Annotated in this window: 21 protein-coding genes and 1 other annotated feature; of the genes, 6 read left to right on the plus strand and 15 right to left on the minus strand. The window is 51.1% G+C overall.

Features of this window, described 5'->3' with window-relative positions; all coding sequences use genetic code 11:
- Window positions 1–15: 15 nt before the first annotated feature.
- From KB235_RS11665 to yjbM, 3 genes are read right to left on the minus strand one after another with little or no spacing between them, the layout of a single operon-like run.
- The gene (locus KB235_RS11665; protein ID WP_051622737.1) at window positions 16–885 is read right to left on the minus strand and encodes an RluA family pseudouridine synthase; all 870 of its coding nucleotides are present in this window, start codon (window positions 883–885) and stop codon (window positions 16–18) included.
- A 3-nt stretch (window positions 886–888) separates the two neighbouring features.
- Window positions 889–1686, minus strand: a complete 798-nt coding sequence (locus KB235_RS11670) for an NAD kinase (protein WP_211779708.1) — start codon at window positions 1684–1686, stop codon at window positions 889–891.
- 12 nt (window positions 1687–1698) lie between these two features.
- A complete protein-coding gene (gene yjbM, locus KB235_RS11675) occupies window positions 1699–2343 on the minus strand; it encodes a GTP diphosphokinase (RefSeq protein ID WP_034809583.1) in 645 nt (214 codons plus the stop codon).
- Window positions 2344–2451: 108 nt separating this feature from the next.
- On the opposite strand from yjbM, the gene KB235_RS11680 reads away from it, so the two are divergent.
- Both KB235_RS11680 and KB235_RS11685 read left to right on the plus strand, forming a co-directional pair.
- Window positions 2452–3033, plus strand: a complete 582-nt coding sequence (locus tag KB235_RS11680) for a CYTH domain-containing protein (RefSeq protein ID WP_034818004.1) — start codon at window positions 2452–2454, stop codon at window positions 3031–3033.
- 322 nt (window positions 3034–3355) lie between these two features.
- On the plus strand, window positions 3356–3898 hold the full coding sequence (locus tag KB235_RS11685; protein WP_246514196.1) for a DsbA family protein: 543 nt from the start codon (window positions 3356–3358) through the stop codon (window positions 3896–3898).
- 216 nt (window positions 3899–4114) lie between these two features.
- Here the strand turns inward: KB235_RS11685 and pepF are convergent, their stop codons facing one another.
- From pepF to cls, 3 genes are read right to left on the minus strand one after another with little or no spacing between them, the layout of a single operon-like run.
- Window positions 4115–5917, minus strand: coding sequence for an oligoendopeptidase F (gene pepF, locus KB235_RS11690; RefSeq protein WP_211779710.1), 1803 nt, complete (start codon window positions 5915–5917; stop codon window positions 4115–4117).
- Window positions 5918–5934: 17 nt separating this feature from the next.
- Entirely contained in the window at window positions 5935–6996 is a 1062-nt protein-coding gene (locus KB235_RS11695) for a competence protein CoiA (RefSeq protein WP_211779711.1), read from the minus strand.
- A gap of 12 nt (window positions 6997–7008) precedes the next feature.
- Window positions 7009–8520 carry a cardiolipin synthase gene (cls, locus tag KB235_RS11700; RefSeq protein WP_034818002.1) on the minus strand — a complete coding sequence of 504 codons (1512 nt, stop codon included), beginning with the start codon at window positions 8518–8520 and terminating at the stop codon, window positions 7009–7011.
- Window positions 8521–8603: 83 nt separating this feature from the next.
- Between cls and KB235_RS11705 the strand changes: the two genes are divergently transcribed.
- Window positions 8604–9326 carry an SDR family NAD(P)-dependent oxidoreductase gene (locus KB235_RS11705; RefSeq protein WP_211779712.1) on the plus strand — a complete coding sequence of 241 codons (723 nt, stop codon included), beginning with the start codon at window positions 8604–8606 and terminating at the stop codon, window positions 9324–9326.
- A gap of 27 nt (window positions 9327–9353) precedes the next feature.
- On the opposite strand, the gene KB235_RS11710 is transcribed toward KB235_RS11705, so the two are convergent.
- The 4 genes from KB235_RS11710 to KB235_RS11725 all read right to left on the minus strand — a co-directional run bounded on the left by KB235_RS11710 (window position 9354) and on the right by KB235_RS11725 (window position 12208).
- Window positions 9354–10589 carry a DUF2254 domain-containing protein gene (locus tag KB235_RS11710; RefSeq protein ID WP_034818000.1) on the minus strand — a complete coding sequence of 412 codons (1236 nt, stop codon included), beginning with the start codon at window positions 10587–10589 and terminating at the stop codon, window positions 9354–9356.
- Window positions 10590–10654: 65 nt separating this feature from the next.
- On the minus strand, window positions 10655–11311 hold the full coding sequence (gene mecA, locus KB235_RS11715) for an adaptor protein MecA (RefSeq protein WP_034809600.1): 657 nt from the start codon (window positions 11309–11311) through the stop codon (window positions 10655–10657).
- A 180-nt stretch (window positions 11312–11491) separates the two neighbouring features.
- Complete coding sequence (gene spxA / locus KB235_RS11720) at window positions 11492–11890, minus strand: transcriptional regulator SpxA (protein WP_015881217.1); 399 nt, start codon at window positions 11888–11890, stop codon at window positions 11492–11494.
- A 180-nt stretch (window positions 11891–12070) separates the two neighbouring features.
- Window positions 12071–12208, minus strand: coding sequence for a hypothetical protein (locus KB235_RS11725; RefSeq protein WP_167331259.1), 138 nt, complete (start codon window positions 12206–12208; stop codon window positions 12071–12073).
- A 223-nt stretch (window positions 12209–12431) separates the two neighbouring features.
- Between KB235_RS11725 and KB235_RS11730 the strand changes: the two genes are divergently transcribed.
- Window positions 12432–12962 carry an HD domain-containing protein gene (locus KB235_RS11730; RefSeq protein WP_420842144.1) on the plus strand — a complete coding sequence of 177 codons (531 nt, stop codon included), beginning with the start codon at window positions 12432–12434 and terminating at the stop codon, window positions 12960–12962.
- A 73-nt stretch (window positions 12963–13035) separates the two neighbouring features.
- Here KB235_RS11730 and KB235_RS11735 read toward each other — a convergent pair whose 3' ends face one another.
- The 5 genes from KB235_RS11735 to KB235_RS11755 all read right to left on the minus strand — a co-directional run bounded on the left by KB235_RS11735 (window position 13036) and on the right by KB235_RS11755 (window position 18955).
- The gene (locus tag KB235_RS11735; protein ID WP_034809604.1) at window positions 13036–13986 is read right to left on the minus strand and encodes an ABC transporter ATP-binding protein; all 951 of its coding nucleotides are present in this window, start codon (window positions 13984–13986) and stop codon (window positions 13036–13038) included.
- Window positions 13986–15059: an ABC transporter ATP-binding protein gene (locus tag KB235_RS11740; RefSeq protein ID WP_211779713.1), complete on the minus strand. Its 1074-nt coding sequence runs from the start codon at window positions 15057–15059 to the stop codon at window positions 13986–13988. Before KB235_RS11740 ends, KB235_RS11735 begins: the two co-directional genes overlap by 1 nt.
- Before the next feature lie 23 nt (window positions 15060–15082).
- The gene (opp3C, locus tag KB235_RS11745; protein ID WP_420842145.1) at window positions 15083–16108 is read right to left on the minus strand and encodes an oligopeptide ABC transporter permease; all 1026 of its coding nucleotides are present in this window, start codon (window positions 16106–16108) and stop codon (window positions 15083–15085) included.
- Window positions 16108–17034: an oligopeptide ABC transporter permease gene (gene opp3b, locus KB235_RS11750; protein WP_211779714.1), complete on the minus strand. Its 927-nt coding sequence runs from the start codon at window positions 17032–17034 to the stop codon at window positions 16108–16110. The genes opp3C and opp3b overlap by 1 nt, the downstream gene beginning before the upstream one ends.
- A 304-nt stretch (window positions 17035–17338) precedes the next feature.
- Window positions 17339–18955, minus strand: a complete 1617-nt coding sequence (locus KB235_RS11755) for a peptide ABC transporter substrate-binding protein (RefSeq protein WP_211779715.1) — start codon at window positions 18953–18955, stop codon at window positions 17339–17341.
- Between the two features lie 271 nt (window positions 18956–19226).
- On the opposite strand from KB235_RS11755, the gene KB235_RS11760 reads away from it, so the two are divergent.
- Together KB235_RS11760 and trpS are read left to right on the plus strand one after the other, a co-directional pair.
- A complete protein-coding gene (locus KB235_RS11760) occupies window positions 19227–19595 on the plus strand; it encodes a DUF3899 domain-containing protein (protein ID WP_211779716.1) in 369 nt (122 codons plus the stop codon).
- A gap of 46 nt (window positions 19596–19641) precedes the next feature.
- Window positions 19642–19850 (plus strand) — a binding site (T-box leader).
- Window positions 19851–19897: 47 nt separating this feature from the next.
- Window positions 19898–20896, plus strand: a complete 999-nt coding sequence (gene trpS / locus KB235_RS11765) for a tryptophan--tRNA ligase (protein ID WP_211779717.1) — start codon at window positions 19898–19900, stop codon at window positions 20894–20896.
- The last annotated feature ends 55 nt before the right edge of the window (window positions 20897–20951 follow it).

Genomic DNA, 20951 nt, shown 5'->3' on the forward strand with positions numbered 1-20951 from the left:
GCGCCGGGGCTGTTTTTATATGAGGAGCTGTCGAAAGTCCTCTGGTATCGGAGCTGTCACGGTCAGCAGTTCGTCCGTCAGCGGATGATGGAACGTGGCATCGAGGCTGTGGAGCGCATGCCGCGGAAGTCGCGTGTTGCCCCCGTACATCGTGTCCCCGATTAACGGATACCCGAGGTGCCGCAGATGCACTCGGATTTGATGTGTTCGTCCGGTCTCAAGCTGAATCGTCAAGGCGGATACGTCCCCGTGCGAGACGGTCTGTCGAACGTGGGTCACCGCACGCTGCCCGTCCGGTGTGACGACCCGTTCCATGATGGAATGTTCGGCTCGACCGATCGGAGCGTCAATCGTCTGCGGCTCGATTTCCCCTTCGATGAGCGCCGTGTACGTCCGGGTCAAACCGCCTTGTTTTTGCAACTCGCTAAAACGGTGGTGAACGTACGCGTACTTCGCGAACAAGACGACACCGCTCGTGTCCCGGTCGAGTCGATTGATGACGTGAATCGCCGAATCGAGCTGAATCGCTTGATAATAGCCGAGCACGGCGTTCGCGAGCGTATCGATTGGATGAAGCCGTGACGGGATCGTCGCGATTCCTGCCGGTTTATCGACGGCTAGCATCCATTCATCCTCATATAAGACTGTAAGCGGACGGCTTGAACGCACCATCGTCTCGGACGGCTGTTCGGAAGGGAAATGAACCGTCACTTCGTCACCGACCGATACCGTGTAGCGGACGGTCTTGGGCTCTCCGTTCACGAGGATGAGCCCCGCTTGCTTCACTTGGGCCAGCATCTTCCGCGAGATGCCGCAATCTATCATTAAAAAATCGCGAAGCAAGGCACTTGTCCCTACGACGCGACGCAACGTCAATCCATACATCGGTTACTTTCCTTCCTCGATAAACGATTCACGCACCCGCCGCCAAAACGGGAACGGCCGGAAGCGCGCGAACGTCACTTTTTCTTTCGCGACCGCACAACGGAGCGAGCGCACGTTTGACCATGACCCTGCCTCTTGATGGTCAAACGCGAGCTCGAATTCCGTCTTCGTATGCGGCGCGATCTTCACTTGGTGGTGTTTCGGCAACAACAGCGGCGAGCCGATCGTGCGATAGACGAGATTGTTGATCGACGCCATCTCGGTCACTTGAATCGCCTCGATTGACGGGTGAACGATCGCCCCGCCGAGCGCCTTGTTATAGGCCGTCGAGCCGGAAGGCGTCGAGATACAGAGCCCATCCCCGCGGAACGTCTCGAAATAATCGTCGCGAATCGACAAGTCACAGACGAGCGTCCGCTTATAGTTTTTAATCGTACATTCGTTCATGGCAAGATGGCGCTCTGTCGTTCCGTCCTCATAATCAATGAGCACCTCGACGAGCGGATACGATACCGGTTCGAACGCTTCGCTCGTAATCATATCCGTCAACTCGTCAAGTTCATCCGGTTGCCAGTCCGCATAAAAACCGAGATGTCCCGTATGAATCCCGACAAGGAGCACGTCATCGAGCCGGTCGCTGTATTCATGGAACGCTTGGAGCATCGTCCCGTCACCCCCGACGGAGACGACGATACGCGGCGCGATTGATTCCGTATGGCCGACTGTCGTCAATTTATCCGTCAACTCACGTGCGATTTCTGCGGATCGCGCGTCTCCCCTTGATACAATCGCAAACTGCATGGTCTATGCCCCCTAGTCTTGGTCCGTCTGGACGTTCATTTCTTTGTCGCGGAACACTTGCTGCGCGTCTTGAATCTCGACGCGGAGCTGACTCATCTCGGCATCGAGCAAGAAGGCCGCCTCGGCCGCTCGGCGCAGCCGTTCTTGCACTTCTTTAGGCATGTCCCCGTCATACTTATAGTTGAGTGAATGTTCAATCGTCGCCCAGAAGTTCATCGCGAGCGTCCGCACTTGGACTTCGACGAGCGTCGGGAATTCACCGTGAATCGTCTGGACCGGATACTCGATGATGATATGGTAAGACCGATAGCCCGACTCTTTTTGATGTGTGATGTAGTTTCGTTCCTCGACGATTTTGAAATCTGTCCGATGATGGAGCAACTCGAGGACATGAACGATGTCATCGACGAATTGGCACATAATCCGTAGACCCGCGATATCTTGCATCTCGGTCGCCAAGTTTTCGTAAGAAATTTGCTTTCGCTTCGCCTTCTCGAGGATACTTCCCATCGGTTTGACCCGTCCCGTCACGAACTCAATCGGGGAATGGTCATTTTGGGCGTTGAACTGCTTCCGAATCGCTTTAAACTTCACTTTCAGCTCTTCGACTGCGATTTGGTAAGGCACTAAAAATTGATCCCAATCCATCGGTTGCATAGGCTGTCACCACTTTCGTTCGTTTCGGAAAATCATGCTTTTTTCCGTATGTATCCGATAGTATGGTATCATAAACCAACAATTGTTCATAGAATGGAGCGACAACTTATGACCCAAGAAGTGGAAATTGAATTTAAATCGATGCTGACGAAAGAAGAATATGAGACGCTTCTCAGCGAGTACCGTCTCGCCGATCACATCAAGTGGCAAGCGAACGACTACTTCGACACGGCAACGTTTGAGCTTAAGAAACACGGCGCGGCGCTACGGATCCGCGAAACGAAAAAAGGACAAGTGTTGACGTTGAAGCAACCACACAATGTCGGCCTGCTCGAGACACATGCGGTCATCACCGAAGAGGAAGCCGAGAACTTGTTCAAATACGGTATCATCCGCGATGAGCAAATGCTTGCCGCGCTCGCCTCGTTTGACTTGACCGGACCGCTCGAACATCTCGGTCGCCTCGAGACGCGCCGGGCTGAAAAAGAGACGCCAGATGGCCTGCTCGTCCTTGACGAAAGTCATTATTTGGAGAAACGGGATTATGAAATAGAATTTGAAGTGACCGACGAGACAGCGGGCCGCATCGCTTTTGAACGGCTGTTGGCCGGACACGACATCCCGCTTCGTCCAGCAAAAAATAAAATCGTCCGATTCATGGAAGAAAAAATGAGCCGGAGTGAAGGTTGAGCAGATACATTGCCAACCTTTTTTTTTCGTTGCTACAATGAGCATACGATATATTTGATTTTTGTTTACGAGAGGAGGCGACACAATGGAACTAGAACAATGTAATGAGTCATCCTGTTCACTGGAAGAAATTCCTATTCAAGTCACATATAAACCATTAGAGTTATTCTATTTCGTGGACATATCGGACCCGGACGGTCTTCATGTGATGACACTCATTAAAAAGCTCGAGCTCGAATACGGACATATGATTCGTTTTCGGATGGTCTCGACAGTTCCAAGTTGTGTTGGCGGATGTCAAGAAGAGGTTCGCCTTCTCACGATGATTAAGGCTATGGAATTGCAAGGGAAGCGTCATGCGATGCGGTTTTTACGTCATCTGCATATTAACGACATCTTTTTGAATAACGAAGCGAATGAGACGGATCTTTGGGAGATTGCACGGTCGTTCACCGGGTACGGGCTCGACCTCGACGAGTTGGCAGCGGATATCCAGTCCAACCAATTGCTCAGCGCACTCGCCGTCGATCATCAAATTTTGAAAGATTGGGAGATTGAGTCGTTACCGGCCTTGACGTTCGTCACACGCGACGAAGCACTCAAGATTGAAGGCGTCTATCCGTACGACGTCTATCAGGCAGTCATGACCGAGCTGCTCGGCTACGTGCCGAACCGAGAGACGGACTGGACGGTCGAGAAAGTGCTTAGCCGTTACGACGCGTCAACAATCACCGAGCTCGCGTTCATTCTGGAGCTAGGCAAGCCAATAATCGAACGAGAACTGAAAAAACTGTCGCTCCAACAACGTTGCCGCCCCGTACCAGGGTGTAGCGGTGAAGCATGGGCGACAAAAAAACAAGGATAACAAAAAGCCCACGGCCGGGGAGCCGTGGGCTTTTGACGTCTCAAGCGGGGACAAGAGACATCGGACTCGACACCTGGGGAAGGCATCGAGATGGGAGAAAGTTTACGGTCAATAAAGGGGTTTGTGATTGATTTCACACTTATAATATACCGAGCATCCTTTCGGTTGACAAGCTGTTTGTGCATGATGTCACATAATGTTCACGCGTCGTGACGATTATGCGAACAGGAGCGACTCCATCTCATCGAGGACGGTTTCGAACTGGTCGAGCGCGGCGAGAACCGGAGCTTTCGTCGTCATGTCAACGCCTGCTGCTTTCAATACTTCAATCGGATAGTCACTCGACCCTGCTTTCAAGAAGCGATCGATGTAACGGCGGACGGCCGGCTCCCCTTCTTCCATGATCTGTTGTGACAAAGCGGCCGACGCCGAGATGCCCGTCGCATACTGATAGACGTAATAGTTGTAATAGAAGTGCGGGATACGGGCCCATTCGTAAGCGATTTCTTCATCGATGACGATGTCTTCTCCGAAGTACCGCTTGTTCAGCTCCAAATACGTCTCGTTCAAGTATTCAGGTGTGAGCGAGACGCCGTCTTGGGCCGCACGGTGAATCAAATGTTCGAACTCGGCGAACATCGTCTGCCGGAACAACGTCCCGCGGAACGTCTCGAGCTGGTTGTTCAGAAGATAGAGCCGCTCCGCCTTATCCGTCCGTGTCTTCAACAAATGATCGTTCAACAGCGCCTCGTTCGTCGTCGACGCGACTTCCGCGACGAAAATCGAATAGTCGCCATACGGATACGGTTGTGACGCCCGCGTATAGTGGCTATGGACCGAGTGGCCGAACTCATGGGCTAGCGTGAACAAGTTGTTGACGTTGTCTTGCCAGTTCATCAAGATGAACGGCTGTGTGTCGTACGCTCCAGAAGAGTAGGCACCACTTCGCTTCCCACGCGTCTCACGGACATCGACCCAACGCGAATCAAGACCGTCTTTGACGATTTGGACGTACTCGTCGCCGAGTGGGGCCAACCCGTCGACCATCAATTGCTTCGCTTCTTCATACGAGATGGTCATCTCGACGTCTTGAACGAGCGGTGTATACAAGTCATACATATGAAGTTCATCTACGCCGAGGGCACGTTTTCGCAGTGCGACGTAGCGATGGAGCAAGTCAAGCCGCTCGTTCACGGCCTCGATGAGCCCGTCATACACCGTCTCCGGGATCGCATTGTGATGCAAGGCCGCCTGACGGGCACTTTCAAACTTGCGGACCGTCGCGTAGAAGTTATCTTTTTTCACGCTGCCTGAAAGCGTCGAGGCGAACGTGTTCAAATATTGTTTGTACGTCCCGTACATCGCTTTGAACGCCGTCTCCCGGACGTCGCGGTTGCTCGACTCGAGGAACGTGATATAGCGGCCGTGCGTCAGTTCGACGTCTTCCCCTTTTTCGTTCTTCACTTTCGGGAACTTGAGATCGGCGTTGTTCAACATCCCAAACGTAGAACTCGATTGCCCGAGCACGTCGCCTGCCTGGGCGAGGAGCGACTCTTCAGCTTCCGTTAACACGTGCGGCCGCTCTTTCGCCAACTCGTCGAAGGCATGACGATAAACCGTCAGCTTTTCGTGTTGCGCCATGAACGATTCGATACGGCTCTCGTCGATCGCGAGCAACTCCGGTGTCATGAAAGCGAGTTGGGCCGACACTTGGGCAGCGAGTGATCCGGCGCGGTCGTTCAACGCCTGATAATGGCTGTTCGCCGTGTCCTCATCGTAGCGCATGTGCGCGTATGTATAGAGCTTATGAAGCTGGCGTGATAAGTCGTCACGTAAGCTGAGCGCGGCGAATAGCGTCTCCGCGTCCTCACCAAGCTTTCCTTTGTATGCCATCAAGTTCGGCACGTTTCCTTTGAGCGCCTCGAAATCGGCTTCCCAGGCTTGGTCATCGGCATAGATTGACTCTAGGCTCCATGTCTCCTCGACCGGAACTTGTTGTCGTGTAAGTACGTCTGACATATGTCCACTTCCTTTTCTTAGGTTATATACGATTTCGCCATGAATCGCTGAAACCCTTGAAACATTCGACGGTCATACTGAAGGGCGTCCTCGAGCGTCTTTGGGACCGTCCAGAGCCGCACCTTGCATGGCACGTCAAATACGTTCAAGAGCTGTTTCCATTGTACTTCAAAAGCTTGGACAAAGTCGCTCGTCGGGGTCACCCCGAACTGGCGACACGTCTTAACGACACTCCACGAGATTGAATCTGCCGGATGCATCCGGCGATTCAAGTACAGCACGACTTGAAAGTCGAGCGGATGGATGTGCACGCCCCAAAACACTGGCATCGGCAAATAGCACATCGTCGGCAACAGCGACGGCAACACGCCGAGCGGGTACAAGCGATTCAATATGAGACGACGATAGTCTTTCGTCGGATAAGGCGGGGTCATGCGACGACGGCGCACGAGCTGGCCCCACGCGTGGGCGTCGAATCGAAAGAACGGCTCAAACGGTGACACCGTCAAATCGTCGACTTTCACCCAACGGCCTTGTCCATATCGTAGTGAAGTCGGAAATCCGACGAAGCGATAAAGCGAACCATCGACAGGAATGAATAAGGCGTGACATCTCGCCAGCTCGGCTCGCATCCACGGGGTAAACCGAGGGATTGGGTCAGGACGGATTCCGCTCGACAACCAGACGACCGGATGGCCAAGCGCCTCATAGTGGGCGGTCCGTTCGTGGTACGTCTCCACATCGAGCGGTGAGGCTTGAATCTCGATGACGATCGACGACCCACCCTTTGACGCGACGAGGTCGGCCCGACGTCCGTCGAGCAAAACTTCTTGGTCGACGCGATAGCCGCGCCGTTGCAACCATTGCCGGACGTCCCATTTGTCCCGTTGATGCCCCGTCGACTCCCCGCGCCCGCACGCATGTCGATGAGCGAAGTGCAACCGTCGCTTTGTTCCTTGCTTCAACAGGACCGGACCGTGGCAATCCGGGCACGAAAATGGGGCAAACGTCTCAAGTTGCTTCCGGTTCAATGATTGGGTATCGACATAGTCCCCTGCCCGACCGATCGCAAATCGCATGACGTTTCCTCCTCATAATAGTGGTGAGAACATTCGAGCCAACGACTCGACTAACTTGATGAGAAATGGACGTTCCGAGAAAACGGCCAAATCCAATTCGTGTGAGCCTTCAAAGTCTTTGTACAAGTCTTGTTTCAGTTGATGCACCGAGTTCGTGTTGTAGAGGAGCGCGTTCACTTCGAAGTTCAAATGGAAGCTGCGGAAGTCCATGTTCGCCGTCCCGATTGTCGCGAGCCCGTCATCGACGACGATGACTTTCGAATGCATGAACCCTTCCTCGTATAAATAAATTTTGACGCCGGCGCTGAGCAACTCCTCATAATAGGAGCGGCTCGCGTAAAAGACGATCTTATGGTCAGGATAACTCGGCAAGACGATTCGGACATCGACCCCTGAGAGCGAGGCCGTCTTGAGCGCGCTCATGATATCTTCGTCCGGGATGAGGTACGGGGACGAGATATAAACCGACTTCTTCGCCGCGTTAATCAACGCGAAGTAGATCGACTTCATCGTCTCATATGGCTCATCCGGTCCGCTCGCCACGATTTGAACCCCCCCGCTCGCACTCCGGACCGTCTCGAGCGGCTCGAGATAAAACGGTGTGAACAGTCGCTCACCCGTCATATAATACCAGTCTTGGAGAAAGATGAGCTGCAGCTCCGACACCCCTTCCCCCCTGACGTATAGGTGGGTGTCCCGCCAAAAGCCGAACTTCGTATGCTCCCCCAGATATTCGTCGCCGACGTTCAGACCGCCTGTGAACGCTTCTGTGCCATCGATGACGACAATCTTTCGGTGGTTCCGGTAATTCGTCTTGCTCGAGACGAGCGGCAAGACGACGGGGAAGAACGCTTTGACCTGAACGCCGGCCTGACGCAACTCATCAAAGAAGGCCCCGCTCGTATGAATCGAGCCGACGGCGTCATATAAGAACCGCACCTCGACCCCGGCGCGCGCCTTATCCATCAAGATGCGTTGGATTTCCCGAGAAATACGATCTTCCCGGAAAATGTAATACTCAAGATGGATATGCCTCGTCGCCCCACGCAACGCCGGCAACAGCTTCGAGAACTTCTCTTGCCCGTTCGTCAAGATTTGCGTATACGTATTCGACGAAACCGGCAATTGGTTTAAAGATGACGTCAAATGCATGAGCTTCTCATAGTCGTCATGCGGGAACATAAGCGATGGCGAGTGTGTCATCGCCTTTTGCCGGTAAGCGAGGTACGTCTCTTCATCGAGCATCGCCTTCTCTTTGAACATGCGCTTGCGGCGATAGTTTTGGCCGAAGACGAAATAAGCGAACAAGCCGACGACGGGAAACCCGATCATCACGATTGCCCAGATGAGCGTCCGTTGCGGATTTCGGTTTTCGAGCAAAATGACGAGCAAGATGCTGAACGTCGTCAAGAAGACGAGAATCGAGAATAGGCCGATGACTTGTGAGCTCCAGTAATACGATAATACGGCAATGAGCCCTGCGAGCAAAATGAGGGATAAAAGAACTTGTATGCGTCGCAACATATTATAACCTGACCCCGTTTCTGTCATGTATTATCATTAATTATACAACGTAACGACATCTTTTAGAGGGGAGCGAATCAATTATGGGTACATTTCTCATCACAGGGGCAACGAGCGGCATCGGTCGGGCCGTCACAATACGGTTAGCTGAGGAAGGGCACGACGTTTACGGCATCGGACGAGACGAGGGACGCGGTGCGGACATCGAGGCCGCCTCGCCGCGCATCACGTTCATAAAGTGCGACCTTTCAAAAGACGAAGAGCTCGAGGCGGTGATGGACCGACTGAAAGCGATGGACGTCACGTTAGACGGACTATTCAATAATGCCGCCACGTTCGGACGGCCGGGGACACCGGAACGTCTGCCCTCGTCAGCGTTCGACGACGTGTTCGAGTTGAATCTGCTCGCGGCGAACCGGCTCATCCAACTGGCTGTTCCGTTGCTAACGAACGGGGCGAGCGTCGTCAATAACGCGGCAATCGTCGGGCACGTCAAATTTCCGCCGATGCTCGGGCCATACGCCGCATCGAAAGCGGCACTCATCGCCTTGACGAAGACGTTCGCCCATCGCATGAAAGGAAAAGTCCGCTTCAATGCCGTCTGCTTCGGCCCCGTCGACACACCGCTCAGCCATAAGCTATATGGCGGCGAGGCGAAGTTCCACGAGGCGATGTCGCATCATTTCCGGGGGAACGCAGCCAAGCCCGAGGAAGTCGCGCCGGTCGTCACGTTCTTATTGTCTGACTTGTCGAGCTACGTGAACGGCCAAGCGATCACGATTGACGGCGGCTATAGCCTATCTTAAATGGAAAAGCGACCACACGGGTCGCTTTTATGCTGTCTTTACCTTTTTCGCCTGCATCAATTTGTTCTCTAAAAAGGCGCGTTCTCGTTCTTGCAAGTCGTCCCAATCAATGACGTCCTCAAAGTAGCCTAGGATGCCCTCGTATGCCTCGAACGAGGACGGATGCGCCTCGAGCCGGGCGATCCGGATTGCTTCAAATACCGAGCCGATGACGAATATATCATGGCTTGCATACGTTTTAATCGGGGCGAACGCCTCGAACATTGTCGTCTCAAGGCTTTTCCGTTTGACGTGCCAATCCGATGAGCGGTTCGAGAACAGAAAGTCGCCTTCAGGCATCCGACTCAGTTCCCGTAAGATGTCGCCGATGTAATGGATGGCATGGATGGCCGTGTTCGGGTCGTTGATTCCCGGGGAAATTCCTTTTAGCGCAATCTCGCTCAGCTTCTCGATCGCGAAGGCCGGGTCTTGAATCGACGACCGCACTTCCCCGATTTGAAACGGTTCGATGTCCGCGTCGACCTCCTCACTCCAATAACCGAGTAAGTCCCCTTTGGCGACGAAGTCTCCGACGGCCACGACCGATTCAAAATGACAGGAATCCGACTCTTGTTTCTCGCTTGCGAACAGTTGGACATAGCCGGTACGCGGTGCATACACCGCATGCCCTTCGAACGGATGGACCGGGCGCTTCGGCACGATTTGGACTTCGTCTTTTTCGAGCGCGTCTTGTTGACTTTTGATGACGGAGAGTGCTTCCCGGTGTAGCGCCGACAAGAGGCGTTCGGCTTGAATGGAGACGCTAATCGTTTGAATAAATTTGACGAACGCCCAAATCGACCCGACGACGAGGAGGACGCTCACACCTGAGGCGAGCACAGCGTCATCATCTGCCGTCCGAATCAAAAACAAGTTCGTGATGCCGTACACGGTCGTCAGGATGAATAAGCCGAGCGTATGTTTCGCCGCAGCGTTCGTTAAGAAGTTGTTCACCGTCCGTGGCGAGAACTGTGACGAATACGTCGTGAGGACGACGAGAATCGTCGAGAAACTGAACGTCATCATCGTCATCAGGCTCGTGAAGGATGAGGACAATACGGTCGCCGCTGAATCTTTCTCCAAATATAGCACTTCCGGCAAAATCTCACGGAAGAACCCTCCAAAATATTGCGTCAAAAACGTCAACACGACGCCGCCGAACCCGTACAAGAACGGGATGAACCAAGCGCTGTCTGCTAACATCAACTGTATTCGTTTGAGCATCTCGTCACCTCATCTAATATGTATGCTAAAAAAATCGCCTGTCCGCAAGAACAGGCGATTTCAGTTTAAAAGTAGTGGCGTATTTTTCCGAAGACGTCGCCATCGAGGATAAGTTTGCCGTACTCTTCTAGCATCGCGAGTGTTTGCGTACTGAACGACAAGTACTCCGCGAGTAGACTCAAGGCATTCTCTTCTTCTTCTGGTTCCATTTCATCCGGGAAATCGATCCACAAGTAATAGCGGTTATCGTAATGGAAAAGTTTCAATGTTACGTTATGAAGCGTATCGCCGACTCGTTTACTGAGGGCAATCATCGATTCGAAATCATTCGTTTCCATCGCGAGTGGAGCCCACGCCTCCGTCTCAGCGTCAAGTTCATCGAGTTCACTCAATTGGTCGAGGACAGATTGTTGATCCCGGGCTTCGTCAATGGCTGAGCGAAGAAGCGAACCGAGTTCCGAATCATCTTCGGCATCAATCACATTCTTCGCGATTGTGACGGTCACTTCGAGACCTTTCTCAAAAGCTTGTACTTGTATCCATAGTGGACCATCAAACGAGATATCTTCCCGTTCGTGCGCCTCGTCCATCATTTGCCAGAACAGCTGCTCACCACGTTCACGGTTGTACCAGATTTCATCCCGGGCGAAACCGCGTTTCTCGATATCGACATAGGTGATGAAAAATTTGACGGTGTTGTCATTGATGCGCTCAATTTTCACGATTGTCCACTCCCTTCTCACCTCACTCCTACTTCGTACGTCAAGGAGGAGAGGGGAAATTGTCTTGTAATAATAGTACCCTCTTTTCAATGTGTCAATCTTATGATGATGGGGTTGTTACCACTATTTTATCGGAAAAACGGGATAATAAAAAGCACACTGCTTAGACAGTATGCTTCCTCATTCGTTGACAAGCCGTTGGGCTTCTTGAAGTTGGAACGTCCGGACCTTGCGCGGCAAGAAGCGACGAATCTCATCTTCGTTGTACCCGACTTGTAAACGTTTTTCATCAATCAAAATCGGACGGCGTAACAGCCCTGGATACTCTTGAATCAAATCGTAAAGTTGCTGGAGTGAGAGCGCGTCGACCGATACGTCAATTTTAGAGAAAACTTTTGAGCGGGTCGAAATGATTTCATCGGTCCCGTCTTCTGTCATACGTAAAATTTGTTTAATCTCGTTAAGTGAGAGCGGCTCTGAAAATATATTCCGTTCCGTGAAGGGGATATCATGTTCTTCGAGCCAAGCTCGCGCTTTACGGCACGATGTGCAGCTCGGAGACGTATAAAGTGTGACCATGTTCGTTCCTCCCTGATCAAATGTTCGTTCATCTTTTTCAAGTGACTCTATCTGTATACCCAAAAATGCGTTCACTTAATTATAATAATTCTTATTTATTCAAACATCAATGATATTCTTTCTCATTGAGGTAAGAAAAGAGGACGCACCTGTGAGAAAGATGCGACCTTGATCGACGTTCTAGGAAGCCGGTATTCGAGAAACCGGTTGTGACACCGTTTCTTTGCCAGGCTTCACTTGCAAGTCTTTCAATTTTTTCTTCAATACTTCTTTCAATAACTTTTTCTTTTGTTGCAACACTTTGTCACGCTCTTTCATGGTCTCTCACCCCCATCGCCATAAGGAAAAACCGACCATTACCGAATCTAAAAATCTTGAAATCGCACTAAATCTACACTTAAATTATAGCATATCTATATGAATAATGTTGCACATTCTCCAATTAAATTTATATTTCACACGTTACAAATTTGCTTTTCCTTTTCAATTCCCGTATAGTTAATAGAAATAACCTTTGAAATCACCAAGGAGGAGAGCGATCATGAGAATCACGTTAGAAACGATTATGCAGCACCCCGTCACCCAAAAATATTTGACGCGATCAGGCTTAAAACACGCGGTCGACGTCTGTGAGCGCGCTCTCGAATTGGCGACGCGACGAGGGCTTGACACGGATTTGGCGACGAAAGCCGCCCTACTTCACGATATCGGTCACTACGAGTGGTATACAGAAGGCAAGTGGAACTACGACCTATACCGTCAAAACGACATTCATGCCATTAAAGGGGCAGAACGCGCCCATAAGCTGTTGATTCGACTCGGCGAGAACCCTGCCCGAGCCAAAGAAATCACGGTCATGATTTTACTTCACACTGATTCGTATTTACCGCCGAGCCACATTCAGCGTACGCCGCTCCAGCAGCTCGTGCATGACGCCGATACGTTCGTCGAACAGCCGGGCGGATTGCATCACTATGAGACGATGGAAATCGAAGATGCGCTAAGCCGCGTCCGCGCCATCGATTCAGTTGTGGACCGGCTCTCGAACTTACCGCGCATCTCAAACGCCTGACACCCCGGAACGTTCCGGCGGTGTTTTTTTTGCGCAAAAAACACCCTGAACCGTGAAGTTCAGGGTGAATCGATTATACGAGTTGCGCTTTATACGCTTCGTATTCTGCATCCGTCAACGAGACAAAATGTCCTGGCTCGACTTCGCGGAGCGGTGGGATGCTTGAATCTTCATCCGAACGTCCGACGGCACCGAGTGACTTCGACTCGTAAATGATGCGTTTACGCGTCCGCTCGTGCTCTGGGTCCGGAAGCGGGATCGCAGAGAGGAGTGACTTCGTATACGCGTGAATCGGGTTTTCATAAAGTCGATCTGCCGGCGCGAGCTCGACGATATGACCTTGATACATAACGCCGATGCGGTCCGAGATGTACTTGACCATCGACAAGTCGTGAGCGATGAACAAGTACGTGAGATCGCGGTCACGTTGTAATTCTTTCATCAAGTTGACGACCTGAGCTTGAATCGATACGTCGAGTGCCGAGATCGGCTCATCGGCGATGATGAAGTCTGGCTCAACGGCGAGCGCGCGGGCAATCCCAATCCGCTGGCGTTGTCCGCCAGAGAATTCGTGCGGGTAACGGCTCGCGTGTTCTTTTGTGAGACCGACCGTCTCGAGAAGGTCGTAGACGCGGTTCATCCGGTCTTCTTTCGTCTTCGCGAGGCCGTGGATGTCAATCCCTTCGGCGATAATGTCAGCGACCGTCATCCGCGGGTTGAGCGAGGCGTATGGATCTTGGAAGATCATCTGCATCGCTCGGTTGAATTTCAACTTTTCCGCTTTTGATTTCTTGTCGTGGACGTTCTCGCCTTTGAAGATGACGTCTCCGTCTGTCGCATCGTAAAGACCGATAATCGTACGTCCAGTCGTCGACTTCCCACAACCAGACTCACCTACGAGACCGAGTACCTCACCTTTATAAATATCAAACGAGATGCCGTCGACCGCTTTGACGACGCGGCCTCGTCCGATTTTAAAGTGCTGCTTTAAGTCCCGTACTTCTAATAATTTTTCACGTTCCATTATTCAGCACCACCTTTCCCAATCGATTTCGCGAACGCGCTATCCGGACGATATTTGAGCGCGAGATCGATGATTGCCGATGGCGGCGTGACTTGCGGCGCTTGCGGGTGCAACAACCAGGTTGCTGCGTAGTGCGTGTCGCTAATTTGGAACATCGGTGGCTCTTTCTCAAAATCAATCTTCATCGCGTAAGGGTTACGCGCCGCGAACGCATCGCCTTTCGGCGGGTTCAACAAGTTCGGCGGTGTACCCGGGATAGCCGGGAGCGCCTGGTTCGGGTCATCCGTCGGACGCGGCATCGAGCCGAGCAGTCCCCATGCATACGGGTGGCGTGGCTCATAGAAGATCTCATCGACCGTCCCTTTTTCCACGATTTTCCCAGCGTACATGACGGCAACACGGTCAGCCATGTTCGCGACGACACCGAGGTCGTGCGTGATGAAGATAATCGCTGTGCCGGTCTTTTGTTGAATGTCTTTCAACAACTCAAGGATTTGGGCTTGAATCGTCACGTCAAGTGCCGTCGTCGGCTCATCGGCGATCAACACCTTCGGGTTACAGGCTAGCGCGATGGCGATGACGATCCGCTGACGCATCCCACCAGATAATTGGTGCGGATACTGTTTGAGACGAGCTTCAGGGTTCGGGATGCCGACGAGTGTGAGCAATTCGAGCGCACGCTTCTTCGCATCTTCTCCTCTGAGTCCTTGGTGTTGCTTCAAACCTTCAGCGATTTGTTTATAAATTGTCATCGTTGGGTTGAGCGACGTCATCGGATCTTGAAAAATCATCGCGATGTCGCGACCACGAATTTTAAGCATTTCTTTTTCTGAAAGCTTAGCCAAGTCTTTCCCATCAAACAAGATTTCTCCGTTTGTAATCTCACCTGGCGGGTTCGGGATGAGACGCATAATCGCTTTAGATGTGACGGATTTACCAGAACCCGACTCTCCAACGATTGCGAGCGTCTCGCCTTTTTTCAAATCAAACGATACATTGCGAACGGCTTGAACCGTTCCAGCATACGTATGGAACGAGACCGCTAAGTCTCGGACAGATAAAATCGTTTCCATGCACGAGTCCCCCTCTTTCTAAATTATTTACGCATTTTCGGGTCGAACGCATCACGCAAGCCGTCGGCGAGCAAGTTGAAGCTGACCATGAGCAAGACGATGATGGTCGACGGGACGACGAGGAGGTACGGGAACGTACGCAACTCTTTGTATCCATCGTTAATCAACGTACCGAGTGATGCTTGTGGTGGTTGAAGTCCGATCCCGATGAAGCTGAGGAACGCCTCGAAGAAGATGGCAGATGGAATCGTGAACATGAGCGTGATGATAATCGCACCGAGCGTGTTCGGAATCAAGTGTTTGAAAATCAAACGGTTACTTGACGCCCCGAGTGTACGCGCAGCCAAAACAAACTCTTGGTTTTTCAATTTCAAAATCTGACCGCGGACGAGTCGACTCATCCCAATCCAACCGGTAATCGTCATCGCCAAGATGATGGTGAACACCCCAGGGTCAAAGATCAAGATGAACAAGATAATCAAGATCAAGTTTGGTACACCTGTCAAAATCTCGACAATCCGTTGCATGATGTTATCGACACGGCCACCGAAGTAAGCCGAGACCCCACCATAGGCGACACCAATAACTGTGTCAATGATGGCGGCAACAAGCCCGATGAAGAGTGAAATGCGCGTCCCTTCCCAAACACGTGACCATAGATCACGGCCAAGATAGTCCGTTCCGAACCAGAAGTTCTCTTCGACGTTCTTTTGATCGTAGAAATCGATGTCACGGCCACCTAACGTCGCCATCCCGTCAAATCCTGCCCATTCGAGTCCTGTCACTTTTGGTGGAAGTTTTGCTTGCGCGATGTTTTGCGAGTAGGCATCACGGCCCGACAACATCGGTCCGAATAAAGCGAGCAATACTAAAATCAAAATAATTGAAAGCGAGAGGATGGCGGCTTTGTTTTTCTTTAGGCGCATCCATGCATCTTGCCAGAAGTTCAAACTTTTCCCTGCAATCCGTTCTGCGAGCTGTTCGTTCATTTCAACCGGTTGGAACATGTATTGGTCGAACTGCTCGTAATTCTTTTTATTTTCAATCATCAGTTATCCCCCCCAAGACGAATACGTGGGTCAACAACTCCGTAGAGCAAGTCGACAAGCAAAATAATCAAAATGAAGATCGCCGAGAAGAAGAGGGTCGTCCCCATGATGACCGAATAGTCATTCAACGTAATCGACGTTACGAACAATTCACCGAGTCCAGGAACGGCAAAAATTTTCTCAATTACAAATGTACCTGTCAACAACGCAGCCGTCATCGGTCCAAGGATTGTGATGGCTGGAATAATCGCATTACGCACCATGTGCTTCCAAACGATTGCATTCCCAGTCAACCCTTTTGCTTTCGCTAACGTGACGTAGTCTTGTCCGGTGACTTCAAGCATCTCTGTACGGACAAAACGGGCAATCGAAGCCGTTACACCGAGCGATAACGCAATCGTTGGTAAAATCGTATGGGCTGGCGAGTCCCAGAAGGCGACAGGCAAAACACCCCATCTAACGCCCACGTAGTACTGAAGGAGGGCCGCAAAGACGAATGATGGGACAGAAATCCCAATTACAGAGACGAACATCGCACCATAGTCCGCAATCGTGTTATGACGAATCGCTGCTAAAATACCGAGCAAGAGCCCACCGAGTGTCCCAAGAATCAACGCCTGGAGACCGAGTTGTGCCGATGGTCCGATTCGTTCCATGATCAAGTCCGTCACTGGCCGGTTGGCCGTACGGAACGACACACCGAGGTCACCTTGTACAAGGTTCCCCATGTACGTCGCATAACGAACTGGAAGCGGATCGTTAAGTCCGTAACGATCGTTTAAGATTTGGATTTGCGTTTCCGTCAGCTTTTCCTGGTTTTGATACGGTGACCCTGGTAACAGGTCCATCAGGAAAAATGTGAACGTCGCAATCAAGAAGAACGTGATGAGGCCGTAAGTCAGCCGCTGCAAAAGATAACGTCCCATAAATAAAAACCCCCTGTTTTTCTAAATATATGTCTATGCTTGCACCAACAGCATCACTATGACATATTTCCCTATTCTTGAATTCACAAAATGAAAGGAATTTTCTGAAAGAATAGGTCAAACGTCATCTCAAGGCTCTTAGTACAGCACATGAAAACCCAAAATATCAAACTTTGTGAAGTATTCTGAATTTTCACTGTTACTACATTATACTTTACCAACAAAACATTTGAATAGTGTTTTCTCTCAATTCCGATTTTTTTTTAGAAAACGGGGGACATGCGTTTGCATGCCCCCACGTTCTTTAATTGATGTCGACGTATTTGTACTGATAGTCAGCACCGAATAGTTGACGGTTGAAGTTTTCAACGTTTGGACGAATCAAGTACGCGACGCCGGCTTGATAAATCGGCATGATCGCTTGGTCTTGCTCGATCAAGAGTTGTTCTGCTTCTTTGAACTTGTCGTAACGTGCATCGATTGACGTTTCAGCTGATGCTTCGTCGATGAGACGGTCGTAATCGGCTGAGCTGTAGTTTATGTCGTTTTGACCGTTGTTCGACGTGAAGATGCCGAGGTTTGTAAGCGGATCTTGGTAGTCAGGTCCCCAAAGGGCGAATGACATCTGGTAGTCCCCGCTCGCTTCGCGCTCCAACTTGTTGTTGAACGGCTGTTGCGCGATCGTGACCGTCACGCCTGGCAAGTTCGTCTCGATTTGGTCTTTAATGTACTCCGAGATCTGTTTTGAAACTTCTGAGTCGAATGAAAGCAGTTCAATCGTCATCTCTTCGCCGCCAGTCGCTTCTTCCCAAAGTGATGCCGCTTCGTCTGTATTCGTTTCGAAGTATTGAAGCCCTTCCGTGTAATCCGTGCCGTCTTCATATTTGATGAAGTCTTTCGGGATGAACGACGTCGTGGCAATCGAACCGTTGTTCAAGAGCTGATCGATAATCCCAGTCGGATCAACGGCACGCGCGACCGCTTTACGGGCGTTCACATCAGCGAATACTTCGTCCTCATGGTTGAACTTGAAGTAGCCGACTGCCGAACGGAGTCCCGTGTTGAAGTCTTCACTGTCTTGGAAAGCCGCGACTTGTTCAGAAGCGAGGCCAGCGTAATCGACTTCCCCTGCTTCGTACAAGTTGACGACGGTTGATGTCTCTTTGACGACACGGACGTCGACCTTGTCGAGCGCGACGTTGGCGTTATCCCAATACGTATCGTTTTTCGTTAAAACGTAACCTTGTTCACGGTTCCATTCAGACCATGTGAACGGACCGTTGTAAAGGAGGTTGTCGACGTTCGTCGCGAAGTTTTCACCTTGTTCAGTCGCGAACGCTTCGTTGATTGGCGTGAACGTACCGAACGACGTGAGCGAGATGAACGATGGGTCTGGACGCTCAAGTGTGACTTCAAGCGTCTTCTCATCAATTGCTTGCACACCGAGATCTTCTTTTGGAAGGTCGCCGGCGTTAATCGCCTCTGCATTTTTAATCGTGTTCATGATGTAGGCGTACTGTGACCCTGTCTCCGGGTCGACGGCGCGCTGCCAAGCGTAAACGAAGTCGTTCGCTGTGACCGGCTCACCGTTTGACCACTCCGCATCGCGAAGTGTGAACGTGTAAACTGTCTCGTCTTCATTCAATTCCGGCTCGCCTGCTGCCATCGCTGGTACGGCTTGACCGTCTTTGTCTAAGCGGTAGAGGCCCTCCATCGTGTTGGCGATCAAATTGAATGCGACCGCATCCGTTGCCAAGGCCGGGTCGGCCGTCGTGATGTCAGACGTATCCGTCAAACGAAGTACTTTTTCTCCGTTCGAAGACGAACCGCCGTCAGAGTCTCCGCCAGTCGAGCAGGCGGCGAGTACTGAACCGAGTGCCAAGATGAGCGTCATCATGAGCAAAATCGATTTTTTCTTCATCGTAATTGTCCCCTTTCAGAATCTATGTAGTTAGCGTATCGCCGGATGCAACATCTTATTTTTTCTTTTATTTTCTGAATATTTCATAAAGTATCCGACGAAAGAACGTTAGGGCTATTGTAAAAAATTTTTAATCTAACTGTCAACTAATTGATGAAACATAATATTTTTCTGAACTTCACTCTCGCCATAACGTCACATCAACAGGTATCATAGAGCCATGTAGGGTGAAGTCGTGTTCGACGCTTCACGTTGAAAGGAGTTTGACACATTGAAAAAGTTTAGAGCGATATTAATCGTTTTGGGAATTGTCACAATCGGCTATACGATTTGGTCGTATGCATCGTATTATCGACCGGAGACGTTTTTGTTCCACATCAGTGGCGGGCTGTTCGTCGGTGGGATGATCGTCTTCGCGATCGGCATGTTCTCTGAGATGGGGGCATCCGGTTTATTCGACGGGTTCATGTACGGGTTCAAACGAAATCGTCGGGCCAAACTGAAAGAAATCGACCCTGACTATGAGGAAGACGAGGAAGTGACACCAGAAGAACGGACCGAGCGGAAACAGAGCGCCCGACGTTGGATCTTGGTCGGGGTCGCCGCCGTCATCTTGTCGTATGTCCTATCGTTCGTTTGACCTTCCCGTCTTTTCAACCTTATGCTAAACTGAAGACATCATCTAGAAAAACATGATGAAGAAGACAAGTAAATCGAACCCCCTTCCCCCAGAGAGTCTACGTTGCTGCGAGTAGATGGAAGTGATTCGGTTGAATGGACTTTGGAATGGTTCGCCTGAAATTTGAGTATGGCGAGACGGCTCACGCCCGTTAACGCGTTCAAGTGGCATGGAAGCATGCAAATTTGGGTGGCACCGCGGTTATTCGTCCCGATTATTCGGGCGGGAGACCGCGGTTTTTTATATTCTTTGGAGGTGCAATCATGGCAAAAATCTTTTCAGGCATTAAACCGACCGGCGTCGTGACGCTCGGGAACTACTTAGGGGCGATGAAACAGTTCGTCGATCTTCAAGACGAGCACGATGCATTTTACTGCGTCGTCGATCTTCACTCCATCACCGTCCCGCTTGACCGTCTTGAACTGATGGACAACACACGGAAACTCGCAGCGCTTTATCTCGCGTGCGGGCTCGACCCTGAGAAAGCGACGATTTTCGTTCAATCAGAAGTGAAAGCGCACGCCCAGCTCGGCTGGATGTTGACATGTATTTCTGGCATGGGCGAACTCGGACGAATGACGCAATATAAAGACAAATCGCAAGGCGGCGATAACGTCGGGGCTGGTCTGTTCATCTATCCGACACTCATGGCAGCGGACATCCTCCTGTATGGCACCGAGCTCGTCCCGGTCGGCGATGATCAAAAGCAGCATGTCGAGCTGACGCGCGATTTGGCGGAGCGGTTCAATAAACGCTACTATGAGACGTTCACGATTCCGGAGCCGCTCATTCAAAAAGAAGGCGCCCGCATCATGAGCTTGACGAATCCTGTGAAGAAGATGTCGAAGTCCGATGCGAACGCAAAAGGCTATATCTCGATGCTCGATGAGCCGAACGTCATCCGTAAAAAAATCAAGAGTGCCGTGACCGATTCGAGCGGTGTCATTAGTTTCGACCGCGAGAACAAGCCGGGCATCTCGAACTTGCTCGAAATCTATTCGCTCTCGACGAACACACCGCTCGACGAACTCGTCGAGCGCTATAAAGACTCGAATTATGGAACGTTCAAACAAGATGTTGCTGAAGCCGTCGTCTCGTTACTCGAACCGATTCAAGCCCGTTATTATGAACTTGTCGATTCAGCCGAACTCGATGCAATCCTGGATGCTGGACGCGAGAAAGCAGAAGCGGTCGCGAACAAGAATCTCGCAAAAATCGAGAAAGCGATGGGTCTCAGCCGTAAACGCGCCAAAGTGAAGTAACCAAAACCGTCACCAACATCGTGGTGACGGTTTTTTATCGCATAAAAAAAGAGAG

Source organism: Exiguobacterium alkaliphilum (assembly GCF_018138125.1).
In the GTDB taxonomy this organism is placed as follows: domain Bacteria; phylum Bacillota; class Bacilli; order Exiguobacteriales; family Exiguobacteriaceae; genus Exiguobacterium; species Exiguobacterium alkaliphilum.